Origin of the sequence: Sinorhizobium americanum, from assembly GCF_001651855.1 — a bacterium.
Taxonomy (GTDB): Bacteria; Pseudomonadota; Alphaproteobacteria; order Rhizobiales; family Rhizobiaceae; genus Sinorhizobium; species Sinorhizobium americanum.
This window is the reverse complement of the sequence record NZ_LNQC01000036.1, coordinates 86286-101396: the sequence shown is the minus strand read 5'-3', so window position 1 is coordinate 101396 and position 15111 is coordinate 86286. Positions and strand designations below refer to the sequence as shown.

The following is a 15111-nucleotide window of genomic DNA, read 5'->3' as shown; positions in this document are numbered from 1 at the left end:
GCGTGACTGTCCCTCGATCATCGATTGCATCTCAGTGATCCGTTCTCTCAGCGGGCGCGGCCTCTTTCATGCCACCTCCTCTGACGAAGACCAACGTCTTACCGATAAAAGAGAAAACCGGCCAGAATTTTCCGGCCGGTTCTGTGCATCTCAGTGCCTCGTCTGATTTAGGCAATGCCTCCCAGGCAGACATATTTGATTTCCATGAATTCCTCGATGCCGTACTTCGAACCCTCGCGACCGAGGCCGGAGAGCTTGACGCCGCCGAAAGGCGCCTCCGCCGTGGAGATCAGCCCGGTATTGACGCCGACCATGCCGTATTCTAGGGCTTCGGCGACCCGGAAAACGCGGGCCAGGTCCTTCGCATAGAAATAGGAGGCAAGACCGAATTCGGTGTCGTTCGCCTGGTGGATGACATCGGCCTCGTCCTTGAAGCGGAACAGCGGCGCTACCGGACCGAAGGTCTCCTCGCGCGCCACCGCCATTGCCTGGGTGACGTCGGCGAGCACCGTTGCCTCGTAGAAGGTGCCGCCAAGCGCATGGCGCTGGCCGCCCTGGATGACACGAGCGCCCTTCGAAACCGCGTCGGCGACATGCTCCTCGACCTTGTCGATTGCCGCCTTGTCGATCAGCGGGCCAAGGATGATGCCTTCCTCCATACCGTTGCCGGTCTTCAGCTTGGCGACGGCGGCAGCGAGTTTTTCCGAAAAGGCTTCGTAGACACCGTCCTGGACATAGAGGCGGTTGGCGCAGACGCAGGTCTGGCCGTTGTTGCGGAACTTAGCGATCAAAGCGCCTTCGACCGCGGCGTCGAGGTCGGCATCATCGAAGACGATGAAGGGCGCGTTGCCGCCGAGCTCGAGGCCGAGCTTCTTGATCGTTGCGGCGCTCTGGCGATAGAGCTCGGCGCCGACTTCGGTGGAGCCGGTGAAGGTCAGCTTGCGCACTGTCGGGTTCGAGGTCATCTCGGCGCCGATTTCGCGGGCAGAACCGGTGATCACGGAGAAGAGGCCCTTCGGCATGCCGGCCCGCTCGGCAAGCACGGCGATGGCGATCGCCGAAAACGGCGTCTGCGCGGCCGGCTTCAACACCATGGCGCAGCCGGCGGCAAAGGCGGGGCCGGCCTTGCGGGTGATCATCGCATTCGGGAAGTTCCACGGGGTGATCGCCGCGACGACGCCGATCGGCTGCTTCATCACCAGGATGCGCTTGTCCTTCTGGTGGCCGGGGACGAGATCGCCATAGACACGCCGCCCTTCCTCGGCGAACCACTCGATGAAGCTCGCCCCATAGACGATCTCGCCGGTCGCCTCGGCGAGCGGCTTGCCCTGTTCGATGGTCAGGATCTGGCCGAGATCGTCCTTGTTCTCGATCATCAGTTCGAACCAGCGGCGCAAGATTCCGGCGCGCTCCTTGGCGGTCCTTGCCGCCCATTCCTTCTGGACCCGAGCGGCGGTTTCGATCGCGGCCCTGGTCTCGACCGCGCCGAGCTTCGGGACGCGGCCGATGATCTCGCCCGTCGCCGGATTGTTGACATCGATGGCGTTCTGCGGGTCGGCTTCGATCCAGTTCTCGCCGACGAGCGCGGCCTGGCGAAACAGCGACGGGTCCTTCAAGTTCATGGCTGGTCCTTCCCTCAGAAAAAGTTACAGAACTTATACAACTTTTTTTGGTTTCGGCAATCGCCTTTTGCTGTTCAGCTCGACGAGAGCGGCTTTCTCGGAAAACGCCGCCCACCTGGCTTCGTTCCGCTCCCGGAAAGCTCGCGCGCGCCAGCGAGCCGGCTTTGATGATTTTTTGCGAAGCACGTTTCAATGCGCCCTCATGTTCTGTAGCGTCGCGGCGAATCCGGCTCTTCGCAAGCGCAACATCAAAGTTGAAGGGCTTCCCAAGGGATTCATAGAGAAGGATCCTCCCGTGACGGAACTCAACCACAGAACAGCCGATCATCCGATACACTCCATCTTCCTCGAGCGCTGGTCGCCGCGTGCCTTCACCGGCGAGGAAATCATCGAAAAGGAATTGCTGGCGCTCTTCGAAGCGGCGCGCTGGGCGCCCTCCGCCAGCAATATCCAGCCGTGGCGCTTCGTCTATGCCCGCCGCGGCACCGACTATTTCGCCTCCCTGCTGGAGACGCTGGACGAGGGAAATCAGCGCTGGGCGAAGAATGCCTCTGCACTCGTCATCATTCTTTCGAAAACCCACAGGCAGACCTCGAGCGGTGAAATCAGGCCGGCTTATACGCATGCCTTCGACACCGGCGCCGCCTGGTTTGCCTTCGCGCTCCAGACCCAGCTTGCCGGATGGCATGCCCATGCCATGGCCGGAATCGACCGCGACAAGGCAATGCGCGTCGTCGGCGTGCCGGAGCACTATCGGGTCGAGGCGGCCGTCGCGATCGGCAGGCTCGCGGATCCGGCCACGCTTCCGGACGATCTCAGGGAGCGGGAAAAGCCGAGCCAGCGCAAACCAATCAACGAGTTTGTCTTCGAAGGTCAGTTCAGGGGCGATTGAGGCGCAAAGCCTTCCGCCCCGCAGCGCAAATGAAAAAGCGTGGAGCCGAGTGAGCCCCACGCTTTCATTACAGCACCGCCGAGTCTTTCCTGATCAGATGTCGAGGTTGGCGACGCTCAAGGCATTTTCTTGGATGAAGTCGCGGCGCGGCTCCACCTCGTCGCCCATCAGACGCGAGAACAACCCATCCGCATCTGTCGCGTCGGAAACCTTGACCTGCAGCAGCGAGCGGACGTTCGGGTCGAGCGTCGTTTCCCACAATTGCTCGGCGTTCATTTCGCCGAGGCCCTTGTAGCGCTGCATCGTCAGGCCCTTGCGGCCGGCTGCGAAAATCGCGTCCAGGAGAGCCCGCGGCCCGCTGATCTCCTGCGTGCCGTCGCGGCGGCGCAGCACCGGCGGCTCGGCATAGACTTCCTTGAGCTTCGCCGTCAGCTGGTCGATATGGCGGGCATCGGAGGAGCCGATCAGCGCCATGTCGAGCACGGCCACTTCCTTGACGCCGCGCACCATCCGCTCGAGCTTCAGGCCGCCTTCGGCCGTCACCGACCCGGTCCAGCCGCGTTCGGTCTCCTCGGCAATGACGTCGAGACGGCGCGCCACTTCGACGGCGACCTTCTGGTAGTCGTCCTGATGGCTGTTGAGCTCGGTATTCAGCGCGCCGGCAATCGCAGCCTGCTCGACGATCGCCCGGTTGTAGCGCGAATGCAGTCCGTCCATCAGCGAGCGCAGGCGCAAGGCGTCGTTGATCACCTCGCGGAGATCCTGACCGGCCCTCACTTCACCGGAGCCGAGCGTCAGCGACGCCTCATCGAGGCCCGTCGTGATCAGATAATCCTCAAGCGCCTTTTCGTCCTTCAGGTACTGGGCGGACTTTCCGCGGGTCACCTTGTAGAGCGGCGGCTGGGCGATATAGAGGTGGCCGCGCTCGATCAGCTCCGGCATCTGCCGGAAGAAGAAGGTGAGCAGCAGCGTACGGATATGGGCGCCGTCGACGTCGGCATCCGTCATGATGATGATCTTGTGATAGCGCAGCTTGTCAGCATTGAACTCGTCCTTGCCGATCGAGGTCCCGAGTGCGGTGATCAGCGTGCCGATTTCCTGGCTCGACAGCATCTTGTCGAAACGCGCCCGCTCGACATTCAGGATCTTGCCGCGGAGCGGCAGGATGGCCTGATTCTCGCGCGAGCGGCCCTGCTTGGCCGAACCGCCTGCCGAATCGCCCTCCACCAGGAACACTTCCGACTTGGCCGGATCGCGCTCGGAGCAATCGGCGAGCTTGCCCGGCAGCGACGAGATGTCGAGCGCGCCCTTACGACGCGTCAGCTCGCGGGCCTTGCGGGCCGCCTCGCGGGCGGCCGCCGCTTCGACGACCTTGCCGACAAGGATTTTCGCCTCGGACGGATTTTCCTCGAGCCAGACGCTGAGCGCCTCGTTGACGAGGCTTTCGACCACCGGCCGCACTTCGGACGATACCAGCTTGTCCTTGGTCTGCGAGGAAAACTTCGGATCCGGCACCTTGACCGACAGGACCGCCGTCAGGCCCTCGCGGCAATCGTCGCCGGTCAGCGACACCTTTTCCTTCTTGGTGATGCCGGAGGTATCGGCATAGGAGGTGATCTGCCGGGTGAGGGCGCCGCGGAAGCCGGCCATATGCGTGCCGCCGTCGCGCTGGGGGATATTGTTGGTGAAGCAGAGCACGTTCTCGTGGTAGCTGTCGTTCCACCACATCGCCACTTCGACGGTGATGCCGTCCTTCTCGCCGCGGATCGAAACCGGCTTGTGCACGAGCGGCTTCTTCGCCCGGTCGAGATAGGCGACGAAGGCCTCGAGCCCGCCGTCATACATCATCTCGTCGCGGCGGATGTCCGAGTGGCGCTTGTCGGTCAAGACAATGCGGACGCCGGAATTCAGGAAGGCGAGCTCCCGCAAACGATGTTCGAGCGTCGCAAAGTCGAATTCGGTCTTCGAGAAGGTCTGCTCGCTCGGCAGGAAGGTGACTTCGGTGCCGGTTTCGCTGCCGGCGTCGCCGGTAATCGTCAGCGGCCCATCGGCAACGCCGTGGGTGAAGCTCATCTCGTGGATCTTGCCGCTACGGCGGATCTTCAGCTTCAGCGACACCGAGAGCGCATTGACGACCGAAACGCCGACGCCGTGCAGACCGCCCGAAACCTTGTAGGAGTTCTGGTCGAATTTGCCGCCGGCATGGAGCTGGGTCATGATGACCTCGGCCGCCGAGACGCCCTCCTCCCGATGGATGTCGGTCGGAATGCCGCGGCCGTTGTCCGTCACGGTGCAGGAGCCGTCCGGGTTGAGCGTAACGGTGACGATGTCGGCGTGGCCGGCCAGCGCCTCGTCGATCGCGTTGTCGACGACCTCATAGACCATGTGGTGCAGACCGGAACCATCATCGGTATCGCCGATATACATGCCCGGCCGCTTGCGCACGGCGTCGAGGCCCTTCAGCACCTTGATGGAATCGGCACCATATTCGGCGATCGCGCCGGCTTCGGTCTCAGAGATATCAGTCATTCGGCTTCAGGTCTTTCCAGTTTTCGGACGCAGCGATTCGTTGCGAATCACAGCGCGGATGCCTCGCGGACTATAGGAAATTTGTCCACGGTTCCAAATCCCGGGCATCGCGAGCGCGGCCGGGGCAAGGCTTCATCCCCTGTCATTATCAGGAAATGTGGCTTTTTCCAAAATATCTTCCATCGCCTCGATCGCTTCGCCCGAAAGGCCGCGGATCCGCTCGCTCAGACGGTTGGCAAAGGCGGTGTGGCCGGGCGGCAGGCCCGAAGTGTCGAGCACGACCTTCGGGTCGGAGAGCCGGGCGATGCCGAAGAGCTCGTCCGCCTCATCCCAGATCACATTGAAGTAGCCGGCGACGCGCTGCAGGAAATCGAAGCTCGGTGCGCCTCGCTTGCCGTGTTCGAGGGCCGAGAGATAGGCCGGCGAAACGCCGATCGCCGCCGCCATCTCCTTTTGCGAGACACCCTTGCGGCGGCGCAGGTCGCGCATGGCCTCGCCGAAGGGCGTCATGGCGCACGCCCCCTGGCACGCGCCAGGCGGACATAGAGGGCTCCCTCGCCGCCATGATTCCGCGCCGCCGGCTCGTAGGACGAGATCAGCGGACGAAACTCGGGAAGGGCAAACCAGAGCGGCACCGCACGCTTCAAGGCTCCGTCACTGCCGAACGACGTCCCCTTGCCGGTGATGACAAGGACATGGCGCAGGCCGCGCTCGTGCGCCTTCAGGAGAAACTGCAGCAGGAAACCATGCGCCTCGCTCTGGATCATTCCGTGCAGGTCGATACGCGCCTCGAGCGCCAGCCGCCCCTTCGCCAGCTTCCGCTTCACCGGTCTCTCGATCGGATGGTGGCGGTGCTCGGCCTTGCCGCTTAAGGTAAATCCCTGCTCCGGCTTCGCCGACCCGGACAAGCCGGTGTCGGGCGGCGGCGGAGCGGACGGCGCCGGCCGCTGCTCGATCTCGTCGAGCAGGTCCTCGAGGTCCTGCAGCCGCCCCGGCATCGGCTTGGTCGAGCGCGCGACCTTGCCCCACAGGATGCGATCCTCCGGCGACAGCTTCTTCTCCCTAGCCATGGCAATATCTGGCGGCGGCCGCGCGGGGCACGAGGATGAAGAAATCAGCGGCGGCGCGCACCGAGCCGGCTAGCTCGCCGGCCGCCTCGCCGGAGCCCGTGAAGATGTCGCCGCGCGCCGGTCCGACAATCGCCGAGCCGGTATCGAGCGCCAACATCAGCCGTGCGAACGGACGGCCGCCGTCAAGATGGGTGAGGGTTTCGCTGGCAATGTAGAAGGGAACTCCGAAGGTATGGATGAGGCGGTCCACCGCGAGCGACCGGCCCGGCTCGAGCGGCACCTTGGCGGCGGCGACCGGTCCGAGGCTTTCGTCTTCGACGGGGGCTTCGCGGAAAAAGATGAAGGAACGATTGTGCCAAAGGACCTCGTCGACCTTCTCCGGATGGGCCGCGAGCCATGCACGGATGCTCGCCATCGAGACGGTCGCCGGGTCGATTTCGCCGCGCTCGATCAGCAGCTTGCCGATGGCGGAAAAACGGTGCCCGGTCTTCCCCGCATAGGTGACGCGGCGGCGCGATCCGTCTGGATAGACGAGCCGGGCGGCGCCCTGGACATGGATGAAGAAGACGTCGACCTTCGAGCGGGCAAAGGCGATCTCAAGGCCGCGGCCGGCGAGAAACCCCTGATCGATCGCCCGGCGGTCGGGATATTCCTCGATCGTGCCGTCGCTCAGCCGGCCAAAGGCAAAATAGGGATCCATGCCCTGGGGCCGGTTCGCCTCATCGAGATCGATGAGGTCGGCGGGCCGCCGGTAGAAGGGAAAGCGGAACTCCTCGTCGGCGGTGGCGCGAACCTCGACTTCCGGTTCGTAGAAGGCAGTGACGAAGCCTTTCCCTCCGTCGTCGGGACGGATATGGAACGGCACGAAGCGGTCCTCGAAGAAAGCGCGCGCCGCGGCAGCTCCCGAAAAACCGGCATTGGCCGCCTCGCAGGCGGGCAGTAGGTCGGCGACGGTTACTCCGAGAGAACCTGTCCTGTACGGTTTGATCGCCGTCACATGATGATGGCAGCGGCGAAGCGCTTCGATGACGGGAGTCGGGTCATCCTGCTGCCACCCCGGCAATTCCGAAAAGGATACCGGTTCGAGATCAAAAGCCATTATCGCCCCTTGCGGTCAATTTTCCGATTCGGTGGCGATCAGCTTCCAGTTCGGGTCGCGCGAGCGGATGTCGCGCGCAAAGGTCCAGAGGTCATTCACTTCGGCAACCGAATCGGCGTCGCCGTCGATCAGCTTGCCCTGTTTGTCATAGGTGGCGGAGATGAGTTGGCTGATGATGCGAACCGTGACGTTCTCTTCAGTGTCCTTGAGCTCCGCATGGACGATCTCGGCCTTTTCGATGCCGACGAAGGTCGACTTGACCACCTCGCCCTTGGCCTCGCGATCGGCGATCGCCGCTTCGAAGCCTTCATAGACCTCGCGGGACAGTAGGCCTTTCAGTGTCTTGCGGTCGCCGTCGGCGAAGGCCATGACGATCATCTCGTAGGCCATCTTCGCGCCGTTGAGGAATTCGCCGGGTTGGAAGCTGGGGTCTGCATCGCTGAGCGCCCGCAGTTGCGCATTCAACGGCGTGCCGGGCTTGGAAAAGCCGTCGATGGCGGCGTAGCGGGACTCGTCCTCCGCCGTGCTCTCGCGGCGGGGGAGCTGCACCACCTTGCCATTGTCCCTTGCCTCCGGACCCGGTGCCTCGCGCGGCGAATAGGGGTCGAAAGGCGGTCGTTCATTTCCTGTCCTGCGGCCAAGGACGCTGCGCAATTGCAAGAAGATGACCACAGCTGCGATCAGGAAAAAAAACGTGATGAAGTCGAAAGAGCCCATTTCTACCCGGAACCGCTGTTAGAATTTCTCTTGGTGTTCCATATAGTCCGCAAGGATAAACCATTCAAATGGCGATGTCGCACCCATAAACCGGAGACCGGTCAATTGCACTCATCTTCTTGCGAGCACGATCGATGCGTTCGCTGATCGTTCCTCTCGTCATTCTCGGCCTGCCGATCGCAGAGATTGCCGGCTTTGTCGTCGTCGGCCGGGAACTCGGCCTGGCGATGACGCTGCTGCTCGTCCTAGTGAGCGGGGTTGCCGGCGTCCTGCTCTTACGCATTCAGGGTCTCGGCACCTTGCGGCGCGTGCAGGAAGCGGCCCGAGCCGGAAAGGATCCCGGTCCCGAACTTCTCGGCGGCGCGCTCATACTCGTGGCAGCAATCCTGCTGATCGTTCCGGGCTTCATCACCGACATCGCCGGCCTCATTGTCTTCCTGCCGCCGGTGAGACGCGCCATCTCCGCCTTCCTGCAGACGCGGCTGACGATCCTGACGACCGGAAGCGGCTTCTACTCCGGCGGCCGCGGCAGCGACCGGCCGCGCGGCCCGACGATCATCGACCTCGACACTGACGAGTTCTCCAGGAGGAACGACGACGAAAACGGTCCCTCGCCACCCAGCAACCGGATTTCCGGGTAGATCAGGGTGATAGTGAATCCGGTCGACGAAGGGGGCCGCAACGCCTTTCAGTCCGGGGAACCGGTCCCGGCTTCGAGGGTTGTAAGCCCAGGACCGAAGTGCTAGATGGCCTCACCAATTCGAAGTCCGAGGAAACTCTTATGACGACTGATACCGCATCCAACGGCAATGGCGAGGCCCAGCAGAGCCCGTCGCTCAACATTCTGGCCCAGTACGTCAAGGACCTCTCCTTTGAGAACCCCGGCGCGCCGCGTTCGCTCCAGGCCCGCGAGCGCGCGCCGTCGATCAACATCAATGTCAACGTCAACGCCAATCCGCTCGCGGAGAATGATTTCGACGTCGTTCTCTCGCTGAATGCCCAGGCCCAGGATGGCGACAAGGTGCTGTTCAACGTCGAGCTCGCCTATGGCGGCGTCTTCCGCGTCTCGGGCTTCCCGCAGGAGCACATGCTGCCGCTGCTCTTCATCGAGTGCCCGCGCCTGCTCTTCCCCTTTGCCCGCCAGATCGTCTCCGACGCGACCCGCAACGGCGGCTTCCCGCCGCTGATGATCGACCCGATCGATTTCGCACAGATGTTCGCCCAGCGTATGGCGGAGGAAAAGGTCCGCGCCCAGGTCGCCAACAGCAACACTACCAACTGACGCACTCTCGCATAGCAACAAAAAACCCGGCTCTGAAGGCCGGGTTTTTTGTTTTTGAGGCTGCTTTCAGCCGTTGTACTTTACCCAGATCGCCTTCGCACCGATCTTCGAGACGAGCGCCGCATGGGCGGCGATTTCGGTTTCCGTCAGACGCGGCATCAGCATCCGCTCCCTTTGCATGACGATGATCGGCCCATCGTCCGCCTGTACGGCAAGACCGCTGATTTCGCTCGTCACCAGCCCCAGCGCCGCCTGGCGACCGCCGATCATCTCGATATAGACTTCGGCCAGCAGTTCGGAGTCGAGAAGGGCACCGTGCTTGGCGCGATGCGAGTTGTCGATGCCGTAGCGGCGGCACAGCGCATCGAGCGAATTCGGACCCATCGGGTGCTTGCGCCGTGCCATGGCCAGCGTGTCGGTCACCCGATCAATGGCGATCGGCGGCAGCCCCAAACGATCGAACTCGGCATTGATGAAGCCGATATCGAAGGTCGCATTGTGGGCGACCCAACGCGCTTCCCCGAAGAAGTCGACGATCTGCTCGACCACGTCGGCGAAGGAAGGCTTGTCCTTCAGGAAATCATCGGTGATGCCGTGCACCGCGAGCGCGTCGGGATGCACCTTGCGGTCGCCCGGATTGATATAGAGATGGAGCGTCCGCCCGGTCGGAAACTGGTTCTCGAGCTCGACGCCGCCGATCTCGATCACCCGGTCCTCGCGGCTGTCGAGACCGGTCGTTTCCGTATCGAAAATGATCTCACGCATGAATTTTCCTAGGACGGGCGCTTTGCGAATCAGTTGGGCCGTTCGTGCTGCAGTGATTCTAATGACGTTGCATGTCCAGTTGAAGCCTGCTGATGGCCGCGGGTCAGAGGCTGTCCAAGGTCAAACGATCGACAATGGCGCGGACCTGCTCCCGGGTAACGTCGAAACTGTCGCTCGTGTCGATGACGTAATCCGCCCGGGCGCGCTTTTCACTGTCGGGCACTTGCCGCGCGAGAATCATCGCGAATTTCTCGGCGGTCATGCCCGGGCGCTTCATGACACGCTCTCTCTGGGTCTCCGCATCGCAGCTGACGACGACAACCCGGTCCACGCGCTTCTCGGCCCTGGTCTCGAAAAGCAGCGGAATATCGAGAAGCACGAAAGCCGGCCCTGCCGCCCTGTGCCTTGCAACGAACGCCTCTTCCCTCGCCCGGACAAGCGGGTGGACGATCCGCTCCAATTCGCCGAGGCGCTCCGGTTCCGCCAGCAGCTGCCGGGAAAGTTCCGCCCGATCGATGATGCCGTCCTTGGCAACGCCCGGAAAGGCCGCTTCGACCAGCGCCACCGCTTCCCCGCGATAGAGATCGTGAACCACCTCATCCGCATCGTTCACCGGGACGCCGAGCTCCCGGAACATCTGAGCCGCCGTCGTTTTTCCCATGCCGATGGAGCCGGTGAGCCCGACGATGATCATGCGTGAACGTCCATATCTTCGATGATGATCTGGCGAAGCGTTTCATCGACTTTGGGTCTCCGGCCAAACCATTTCTCGAAACCCGGTACGGCCTGGTGCAGGAGCATGCCAAGGCCGTCGACGATCCGAAAACCCTGCTCTTCGGCCTGGCGAAGCAGCGGCGTCTTCAGCGGGACATAGACGATGTCGGTGACCACCGCGCCGGCTGCCAAGGGGGAAAAATCGATCTCGGGCGCCGCCTCACCGTCCATGCCGAGCGACGTCGTATTCACGAACAGGCCGGCACCGGTCATGACCTCGGAAAGCGCCGCGAGCGGATGAGCCTCAACGGCATCGCCAAACCGGTCGGCCAGTTCCTGCGCCCTGGCGGTCGTCCGGTTCACCACATGGATCGTCTTGACGCCGCGATCGCGGACCGCCTGGATTACGGCGCGGCTGGCGCCGCCGGCGCCGAGGATGACGGCCGTGGAGATACGATCCCAGCCGCTTGCCCGCTCGTCGAGATTGGCGACGAAGCCCCGCCCGTCCGTATTCGTTGCGCAGATTTTTCCGTCCTCGAGCCAGAGCGTATTGGCCGCGCCGAGCTCCTCGCTGAGCTCATCAGGCCGGTCGGAGAGCTCGAATGCCATCTCCTTGTGGGGGATGGTGACATTGCCGCCGCAGAAGCCGGCGCTGCCCTCCCGTAGCTGGCGCATGAAGTCCGGGAAGGCCGCCGGGGTCACCTCGTGGGCCCGGTAGCTTCCGGCAATACCGAACTGCTTCAGCCAATAGCCGTGGATCAGCGGCGAGCGCGAATGCTTGATCGGATAGCCGGTGACGAAGGCGTGGTTAACAAATGTTTCACGTGAATCACGCATCGATCGATCCCAGTTCGCGGAGTTTCCCAAGGAGCGGCAGCATCGGCAGGCCGAGGATCGTGAAATAATCGCCGTCGATCTTCTCGAAAAGCTGGATCCCCTCACCTTCGAGCTGATAGGCGCCGACGCTCGAAAGCGCCTTCTCGCCGACCCTTGTCAGATGCCTTTCGACAAAGGCGCGTTCCAACGGCCTGACCGTCATATGCGCCGTCGACACATGCCGCCAGAGCACGTCACCGTCACGGACGAGCACGACGGCGCTGTTCAGGCTGTGCGTCCTGCCGGAGAGCGACAGGAGATGCTCGGCGGCATCCGCCATATCCTTCGGCTTGTGATAGACGCGACTGCCAAGCGACATCGTCTGGTCGCTGCCGATCACCAGCGCGCCTTCGAACTGCCGCGACACATCCTTCGCCTTGGCTTCCGCAAGTGTAAGCGCCACGTCGGAAGGGGACACACCCGCCTCTTCCAGCGGTCGTTCGAGGGCACGCTCGTCCACCTGGGCCGCGCGGGCCGTAAATGCCAGCCCGGCGTTTTCCAAGAGCGCCCGCCGAAAGGGGCTGGCAGAGGCGAGCACGAGCGAGGATGTCATCTTCTCAATCCGCAGTCCGAGATCACGATGGTCGGTGGAACGGTCGCATGGGACCATCATGATCGATTCCGCATGAACCGGAACCGAACGGATGCTGTGCACCCGGCCGGTTCCTGCGATCCGCTCTATCTGAGCCGGGGACGAAGGGCAACGATCGCCGCGGCGGTTTCCTCGATCGAACGGCGCGTCACGTCGATCAGCGGCCAGTTGTTGCGGGCGCAGAGCGTGCGCGCATATTTCAACTCCTCGGAGATCGCCGCCCGATCCGTATAGTCCTCGCCGTGAAAGCTCTGGGTCGTACCGAGCAGGCGATGCTGGCGGACCTGGGAGAGCCGGTCGGCGCTGGCGATCAGCCCTACCACCAGCGGCTTCGTCGCCTTGACCAGGCCCTCCGGCAAGGGCACGCCGGGGACGATCGGAATGTTGGCGGTCTTGATGCCGCGATTGGCGAGATAGATGCTCGTCGGCGTCTTGGAGGTCCGGCTCACGCCAACGAGCACGACATCCGCCTCGTTGAAATCGGCCGGCATCTGCCCGTCGTCGTGATCCATGGTGAAGTTCAGCGCTTCGATCCGCGCGAAATAGTCCGCATCCATGACGTGCTGTGCGCCCGAGCGGCGCCGCGACGGCGAACCGAGATAGGATTGAAACAGCTCGATAATCGGGTCGAGGACGGAGACGCAGGGAACGCCAATCTCGCGGCAGCGCTGGTCGATCATGCCGGCTAGCTCCCGATCGACGATCGTATAAAGCACGATGCCCGGTGCGCCGTCGATCGCATCTAGGACCTGCATCAACTGCTTCCTGTTGCGGATCAGCGGATAGACATGTTCAAGCGCGTGCGAGGACTGGAATTGCGCGGCTGCGGCGCGGCCGGCGGCTATCAGCGTCTCGCCCGTCGAATCGGAGACGAGATGCAGGTGGAAATAATTTTTTCGGTTCTCCACGCAATTCTCCGGAGGCTGTTGATAAGCCGGGACACCGGCGGCCAAAATCGCGGCCGCCGCTTAGGCCCGTGGAAAAGGGTCGCGTTATTCACATCCGAAGCCCGGACGAAAAACGCCCGGGCGCAGTTGTGGACAAGACTCAAGGCGACGACAAATTGTCACGCGGATCGACTCCTTGTCCACAGGAATCGCAAATCCGAGCGCCTGGGCAAGATGCTGACTTTCCTGTCTTTTCCCAACTTTTCCCGATCCATTGGCAATCCAGCCGAACTTTCTCCAATGATCCGCATCGAGATCCGTGCCAGTTGGATGAGCTGAGGATTGATTTTAATCCTTGATAGCCACCGACTCTAAGAAATAGAAACAATTTCAAATAGGTTTGATTTTAGATTGGGAAATGGCGAGTGGCCGAGACACGTCGCAAAGTCCTTGAGGTGTTGAACGGCAAATGCCTTACGCCTCCGCCCGTATGGCTGATGCGCCAGGCCGGCCGCTACCTGCCCGAATACCGGGCGACACGCGTGAAGGCCGGGAGCTTCCTCGATCTCTGTTACACGCCGGATTTGGCCGTCGAGGTGACGCTGCAACCGATCCGCCGCTATGCCTTCGACGCTGCGATCCTCTTCTCCGACATTCTCGTCATTCCCGACGCGCTGCACCGAAACGTCCGTTTCGAAGAGGGCCATGGGCCGCGGATGGATCCGATCGACGCCGACGGCATAGCGAGGCTAAAGGCCGATGGCGTTTCGGACCATCTCGCTCCCGTCTTTGAAACGGTGTCGCGGCTTCGGCGGGAATTGCCGGCGGAGACGACGCTGCTCGGCTTCTGCGGAGCCCCGTGGACGGTTGCGACCTATATGATCGCCGGCCGCGGCACGCCCGACCAGGCGCCGGCGCGCCTTTTCGCCTATCGCCATCCGGAGGCATTCGAGCAGCTTCTGGCACTCCTTGCCGATATCTCGGCCGACTATCTCGTCGAGCAGATCGATGCCGGCGCCGATGCGGTGCAGATCTTCGATTCCTGGGCGGGCGTGCTTGGGGAGGACGAGTTCGCCCGCTTTGCCGTGGAGCCGGTGCGGCGAATGATATCATCGGTGCGGGCCCGCCGGCCTTCCGCGAAGATCATTGCCTTCGCAAAGGGTGCTGGACTGCTGCTCAGGGAATATCGCCGCTTGACGGGGGCCGATGCGATCGGCCTCGACTGGACGGTGCCGCTGTCCTTCGCCGCGGAATTGCAGAAGGACGGACCGGTCCAGGGCAATCTCGATCCGATGCGGGTCGTTGCCGGCGGATCGGCCATGGAAAACGGCATCGACCGCATTCTCGATGCGCTCGGCAACGGGCCGTTGATCTTCAATCTCGGCCACGGCATCACGCCGGAGGCGGACCCCGAGAACGTCTCGGCCCTGGTGGCGCGCGTTCGTGGGATCAAGCGATGATCGAGCGGCAAACCGATAGAGCGCCCGGAAGGCGGGCGCAATTGCGCGCGATCGCGGCCCTTTCCATCTTCGTCGCGCTACTGGTAGCGCTGTTCATAGGGCAGCCGGACGACCTCTATCTCTGGATCAAGACGTTTCACATCATCGCAGTGATCTCCTGGATGGCGGCGCTGCTCTACATGCCGCGGCTCTTCATCTATCACACCGACGCGTTGCCCGGTTCGGCGCAATCCGAGACCTTCAAGACGATGGAGCGACGGCTTCTGAAGGTCATCATGAACCCGGCGATGATGATCGCCTGGCTGCTCGGCCTTTATCTCGCCTGGAGCATCTACGGGTTTACCGGCGGCTGGCTTCACGCGAAGCTCTTCTGCGTTTTTCTGTTGACGCTGGTGCATGTGCATTTCAGCCGGGCGGTCTCCGACTTTCAGCGGGACGCGAATCGAAGGAGCGCGCGCTACTGGAGGCTGATGAACGAGGCGCCGACCCTGTTGATGATCGTCATCGTTATCCTTGCCGTCGTGAAACCATTTTGAATTCAAACGATTCGCAGCTGCAATAGTTGCCGCTAAATTGCTGCGCCCCCTTGCGGCGTTCCACGTGAAT

At 62.7% G+C, this 15111-nt stretch carries 16 protein-coding genes; 5 read left to right on the top strand and 11 right to left on the bottom strand.

All coding sequences use genetic code 11. The annotated features are described in order from the left end of the window. Window positions 1–167: 167 nt before the first annotated feature. Complete coding sequence (gene gabD, locus ATC00_RS02765; protein WP_064251905.1) at window positions 168–1622, bottom strand: NADP-dependent succinate-semialdehyde dehydrogenase; 1455 nt, start codon at window positions 1620–1622, stop codon at window positions 168–170. Between the two features lie 295 nt (window positions 1623–1917). On the opposite strand from gabD, the gene ATC00_RS02760 reads away from it, so the two are divergent. Beyond that, window positions 1918–2514: a nitroreductase family protein gene (locus ATC00_RS02760; protein ID WP_064251909.1), complete on the top strand. Its 597-nt coding sequence runs from the start codon at window positions 1918–1920 to the stop codon at window positions 2512–2514. A gap of 93 nt (window positions 2515–2607) precedes the next feature. Here the strand turns inward: ATC00_RS02760 and gyrB are convergent, their stop codons facing one another. The 5 genes from gyrB to ATC00_RS02735 all read right to left on the bottom strand — a co-directional run bounded on the left by gyrB (window position 2608) and on the right by ATC00_RS02735 (window position 7929). After that, window positions 2608–5043 (bottom strand): DNA topoisomerase (ATP-hydrolyzing) subunit B, encoded by a 2436-nt coding sequence (gene gyrB, locus ATC00_RS02755; RefSeq protein ID WP_037390482.1) that lies wholly within the window; start codon window positions 5041–5043, stop codon window positions 2608–2610. 132 nt (window positions 5044–5175) lie between these two features. Beyond that, window positions 5176–5553: a helix-turn-helix domain-containing protein gene (locus ATC00_RS02750; protein ID WP_064251904.1), complete on the bottom strand. Its 378-nt coding sequence runs from the start codon at window positions 5551–5553 to the stop codon at window positions 5176–5178. Continuing rightward, window positions 5550–6113, bottom strand: coding sequence for a Smr/MutS family protein (locus ATC00_RS02745; protein ID WP_037390479.1), 564 nt, complete (start codon window positions 6111–6113; stop codon window positions 5550–5552). Before ATC00_RS02745 ends, ATC00_RS02750 begins: the two co-directional genes overlap by 4 nt. After that, window positions 6106–7212, bottom strand: coding sequence for a murein transglycosylase A (gene mltA / locus ATC00_RS02740; RefSeq protein ID WP_064251903.1), 1107 nt, complete (start codon window positions 7210–7212; stop codon window positions 6106–6108). Before mltA ends, ATC00_RS02745 begins: the two co-directional genes overlap by 8 nt. Window positions 7213–7227: 15 nt before the next feature. Next, window positions 7228–7929 carry a Tim44/TimA family putative adaptor protein gene (locus ATC00_RS02735; protein WP_064251902.1) on the bottom strand — a complete coding sequence of 234 codons (702 nt, stop codon included), beginning with the start codon at window positions 7927–7929 and terminating at the stop codon, window positions 7228–7230. Between the two features lie 134 nt (window positions 7930–8063). On the opposite strand from ATC00_RS02735, the gene ATC00_RS02730 reads away from it, so the two are divergent. After that, window positions 8064–8570 (top strand): FxsA family protein, encoded by a 507-nt coding sequence (locus ATC00_RS02730; RefSeq protein ID WP_064251901.1) that lies wholly within the window; start codon window positions 8064–8066, stop codon window positions 8568–8570. 140 nt (window positions 8571–8710) lie between these two features. Continuing rightward, window positions 8711–9211 carry a protein-export chaperone SecB gene (secB, locus tag ATC00_RS02725; RefSeq protein WP_037390474.1) on the top strand — a complete coding sequence of 167 codons (501 nt, stop codon included), beginning with the start codon at window positions 8711–8713 and terminating at the stop codon, window positions 9209–9211. A 66-nt stretch (window positions 9212–9277) separates the two neighbouring features. Here secB and dnaQ read toward each other — a convergent pair whose 3' ends face one another. The 5 genes from dnaQ to ATC00_RS02700 all read right to left on the bottom strand — a co-directional run bounded on the left by dnaQ (window position 9278) and on the right by ATC00_RS02700 (window position 13066). Next, window positions 9278–9976, bottom strand: coding sequence for a DNA polymerase III subunit epsilon (dnaQ, locus tag ATC00_RS02720; RefSeq protein WP_064251900.1), 699 nt, complete (start codon window positions 9974–9976; stop codon window positions 9278–9280). A 103-nt stretch (window positions 9977–10079) separates the two neighbouring features. After that, window positions 10080–10670 (bottom strand): dephospho-CoA kinase, encoded by a 591-nt coding sequence (gene coaE / locus ATC00_RS02715; RefSeq protein WP_064251899.1) that lies wholly within the window; start codon window positions 10668–10670, stop codon window positions 10080–10082. Beyond that, window positions 10667–11527 carry a shikimate dehydrogenase gene (locus ATC00_RS02710; RefSeq protein WP_064251898.1) on the bottom strand — a complete coding sequence of 287 codons (861 nt, stop codon included), beginning with the start codon at window positions 11525–11527 and terminating at the stop codon, window positions 10667–10669. Before ATC00_RS02710 ends, coaE begins: the two co-directional genes overlap by 4 nt. Then, entirely contained in the window at window positions 11520–12119 is a 600-nt protein-coding gene (locus tag ATC00_RS02705; RefSeq protein ID WP_064251908.1) for a Maf-like protein, read from the bottom strand. The genes ATC00_RS02710 and ATC00_RS02705 overlap by 8 nt, the downstream gene beginning before the upstream one ends. A gap of 125 nt (window positions 12120–12244) precedes the next feature. Continuing rightward, on the bottom strand, window positions 12245–13066 hold the full coding sequence (locus tag ATC00_RS02700) for a pyruvate, water dikinase regulatory protein (protein ID WP_037390469.1): 822 nt from the start codon (window positions 13064–13066) through the stop codon (window positions 12245–12247). A gap of 404 nt (window positions 13067–13470) precedes the next feature. Here ATC00_RS02700 and hemE point away from each other — a divergent pair, with 404 nt between their 5' ends. Both hemE and hemJ read left to right on the top strand, forming a co-directional pair. Then, window positions 13471–14505 (top strand): uroporphyrinogen decarboxylase, encoded by a 1035-nt coding sequence (hemE, locus tag ATC00_RS02695; protein WP_064251897.1) that lies wholly within the window; start codon window positions 13471–13473, stop codon window positions 14503–14505. Further along, window positions 14502–15041 (top strand): protoporphyrinogen oxidase HemJ, encoded by a 540-nt coding sequence (hemJ, locus tag ATC00_RS02690; RefSeq protein WP_082911954.1) that lies wholly within the window; start codon window positions 14502–14504, stop codon window positions 15039–15041. The genes hemE and hemJ overlap by 4 nt, the downstream gene beginning before the upstream one ends. The last annotated feature ends 70 nt before the right edge of the window (window positions 15042–15111 follow it).

Coding starts and splice junctions, on each gene's coding strand:
- gabD (WP_064251905.1), bottom strand. CDS start 1,622: ATGAACTTGAAGGACCCGTCGCTGTTTCGCCAGGCCGCGCTCGTCGGC.
- gyrB (WP_037390482.1), bottom strand. CDS start 5,043: ATGACTGATATCTCTGAGACCGAAGCCGGCGCGATCGCCGAATATGGT.
- ATC00_RS02750 (WP_064251904.1), bottom strand. CDS start 5,553: ATGACGCCCTTCGGCGAGGCCATGCGCGACCTGCGCCGCCGCAAGGGT.
- ATC00_RS02745 (WP_037390479.1), bottom strand. CDS start 6,113: ATGGCTAGGGAGAAGAAGCTGTCGCCGGAGGATCGCATCCTGTGGGGC.
- mltA (WP_064251903.1), bottom strand. CDS start 7,212: ATGGCTTTTGATCTCGAACCGGTATCCTTTTCGGAATTGCCGGGGTGG.
- ATC00_RS02735 (WP_064251902.1), bottom strand. CDS start 7,929: ATGGGCTCTTTCGACTTCATCACGTTTTTTTTCCTGATCGCAGCTGTG.
- ATC00_RS02730 (WP_064251901.1), top strand. CDS start 8,064: ATGCGTTCGCTGATCGTTCCTCTCGTCATTCTCGGCCTGCCGATCGCA.
- secB (WP_037390474.1), top strand. CDS start 8,711: ATGACGACTGATACCGCATCCAACGGCAATGGCGAGGCCCAGCAGAGC.
- dnaQ (WP_064251900.1), bottom strand. CDS start 9,976: ATGCGTGAGATCATTTTCGATACGGAAACGACCGGTCTCGACAGCCGC.
- coaE (WP_064251899.1), bottom strand. CDS start 10,670: ATGATCATCGTCGGGCTCACCGGCTCCATCGGCATGGGAAAAACGACG.
- ATC00_RS02710 (WP_064251898.1), bottom strand. CDS start 11,527: ATGCGTGATTCACGTGAAACATTTGTTAACCACGCCTTCGTCACCGGC.
- ATC00_RS02705 (WP_064251908.1), bottom strand. CDS start 12,119: ATGACATCCTCGCTCGTGCTCGCCTCTGCCAGCCCCTTTCGGCGGGCG.
- hemJ (WP_082911954.1), top strand. CDS start 14,502: ATGATCGAGCGGCAAACCGATAGAGCGCCCGGAAGGCGGGCGCAATTG.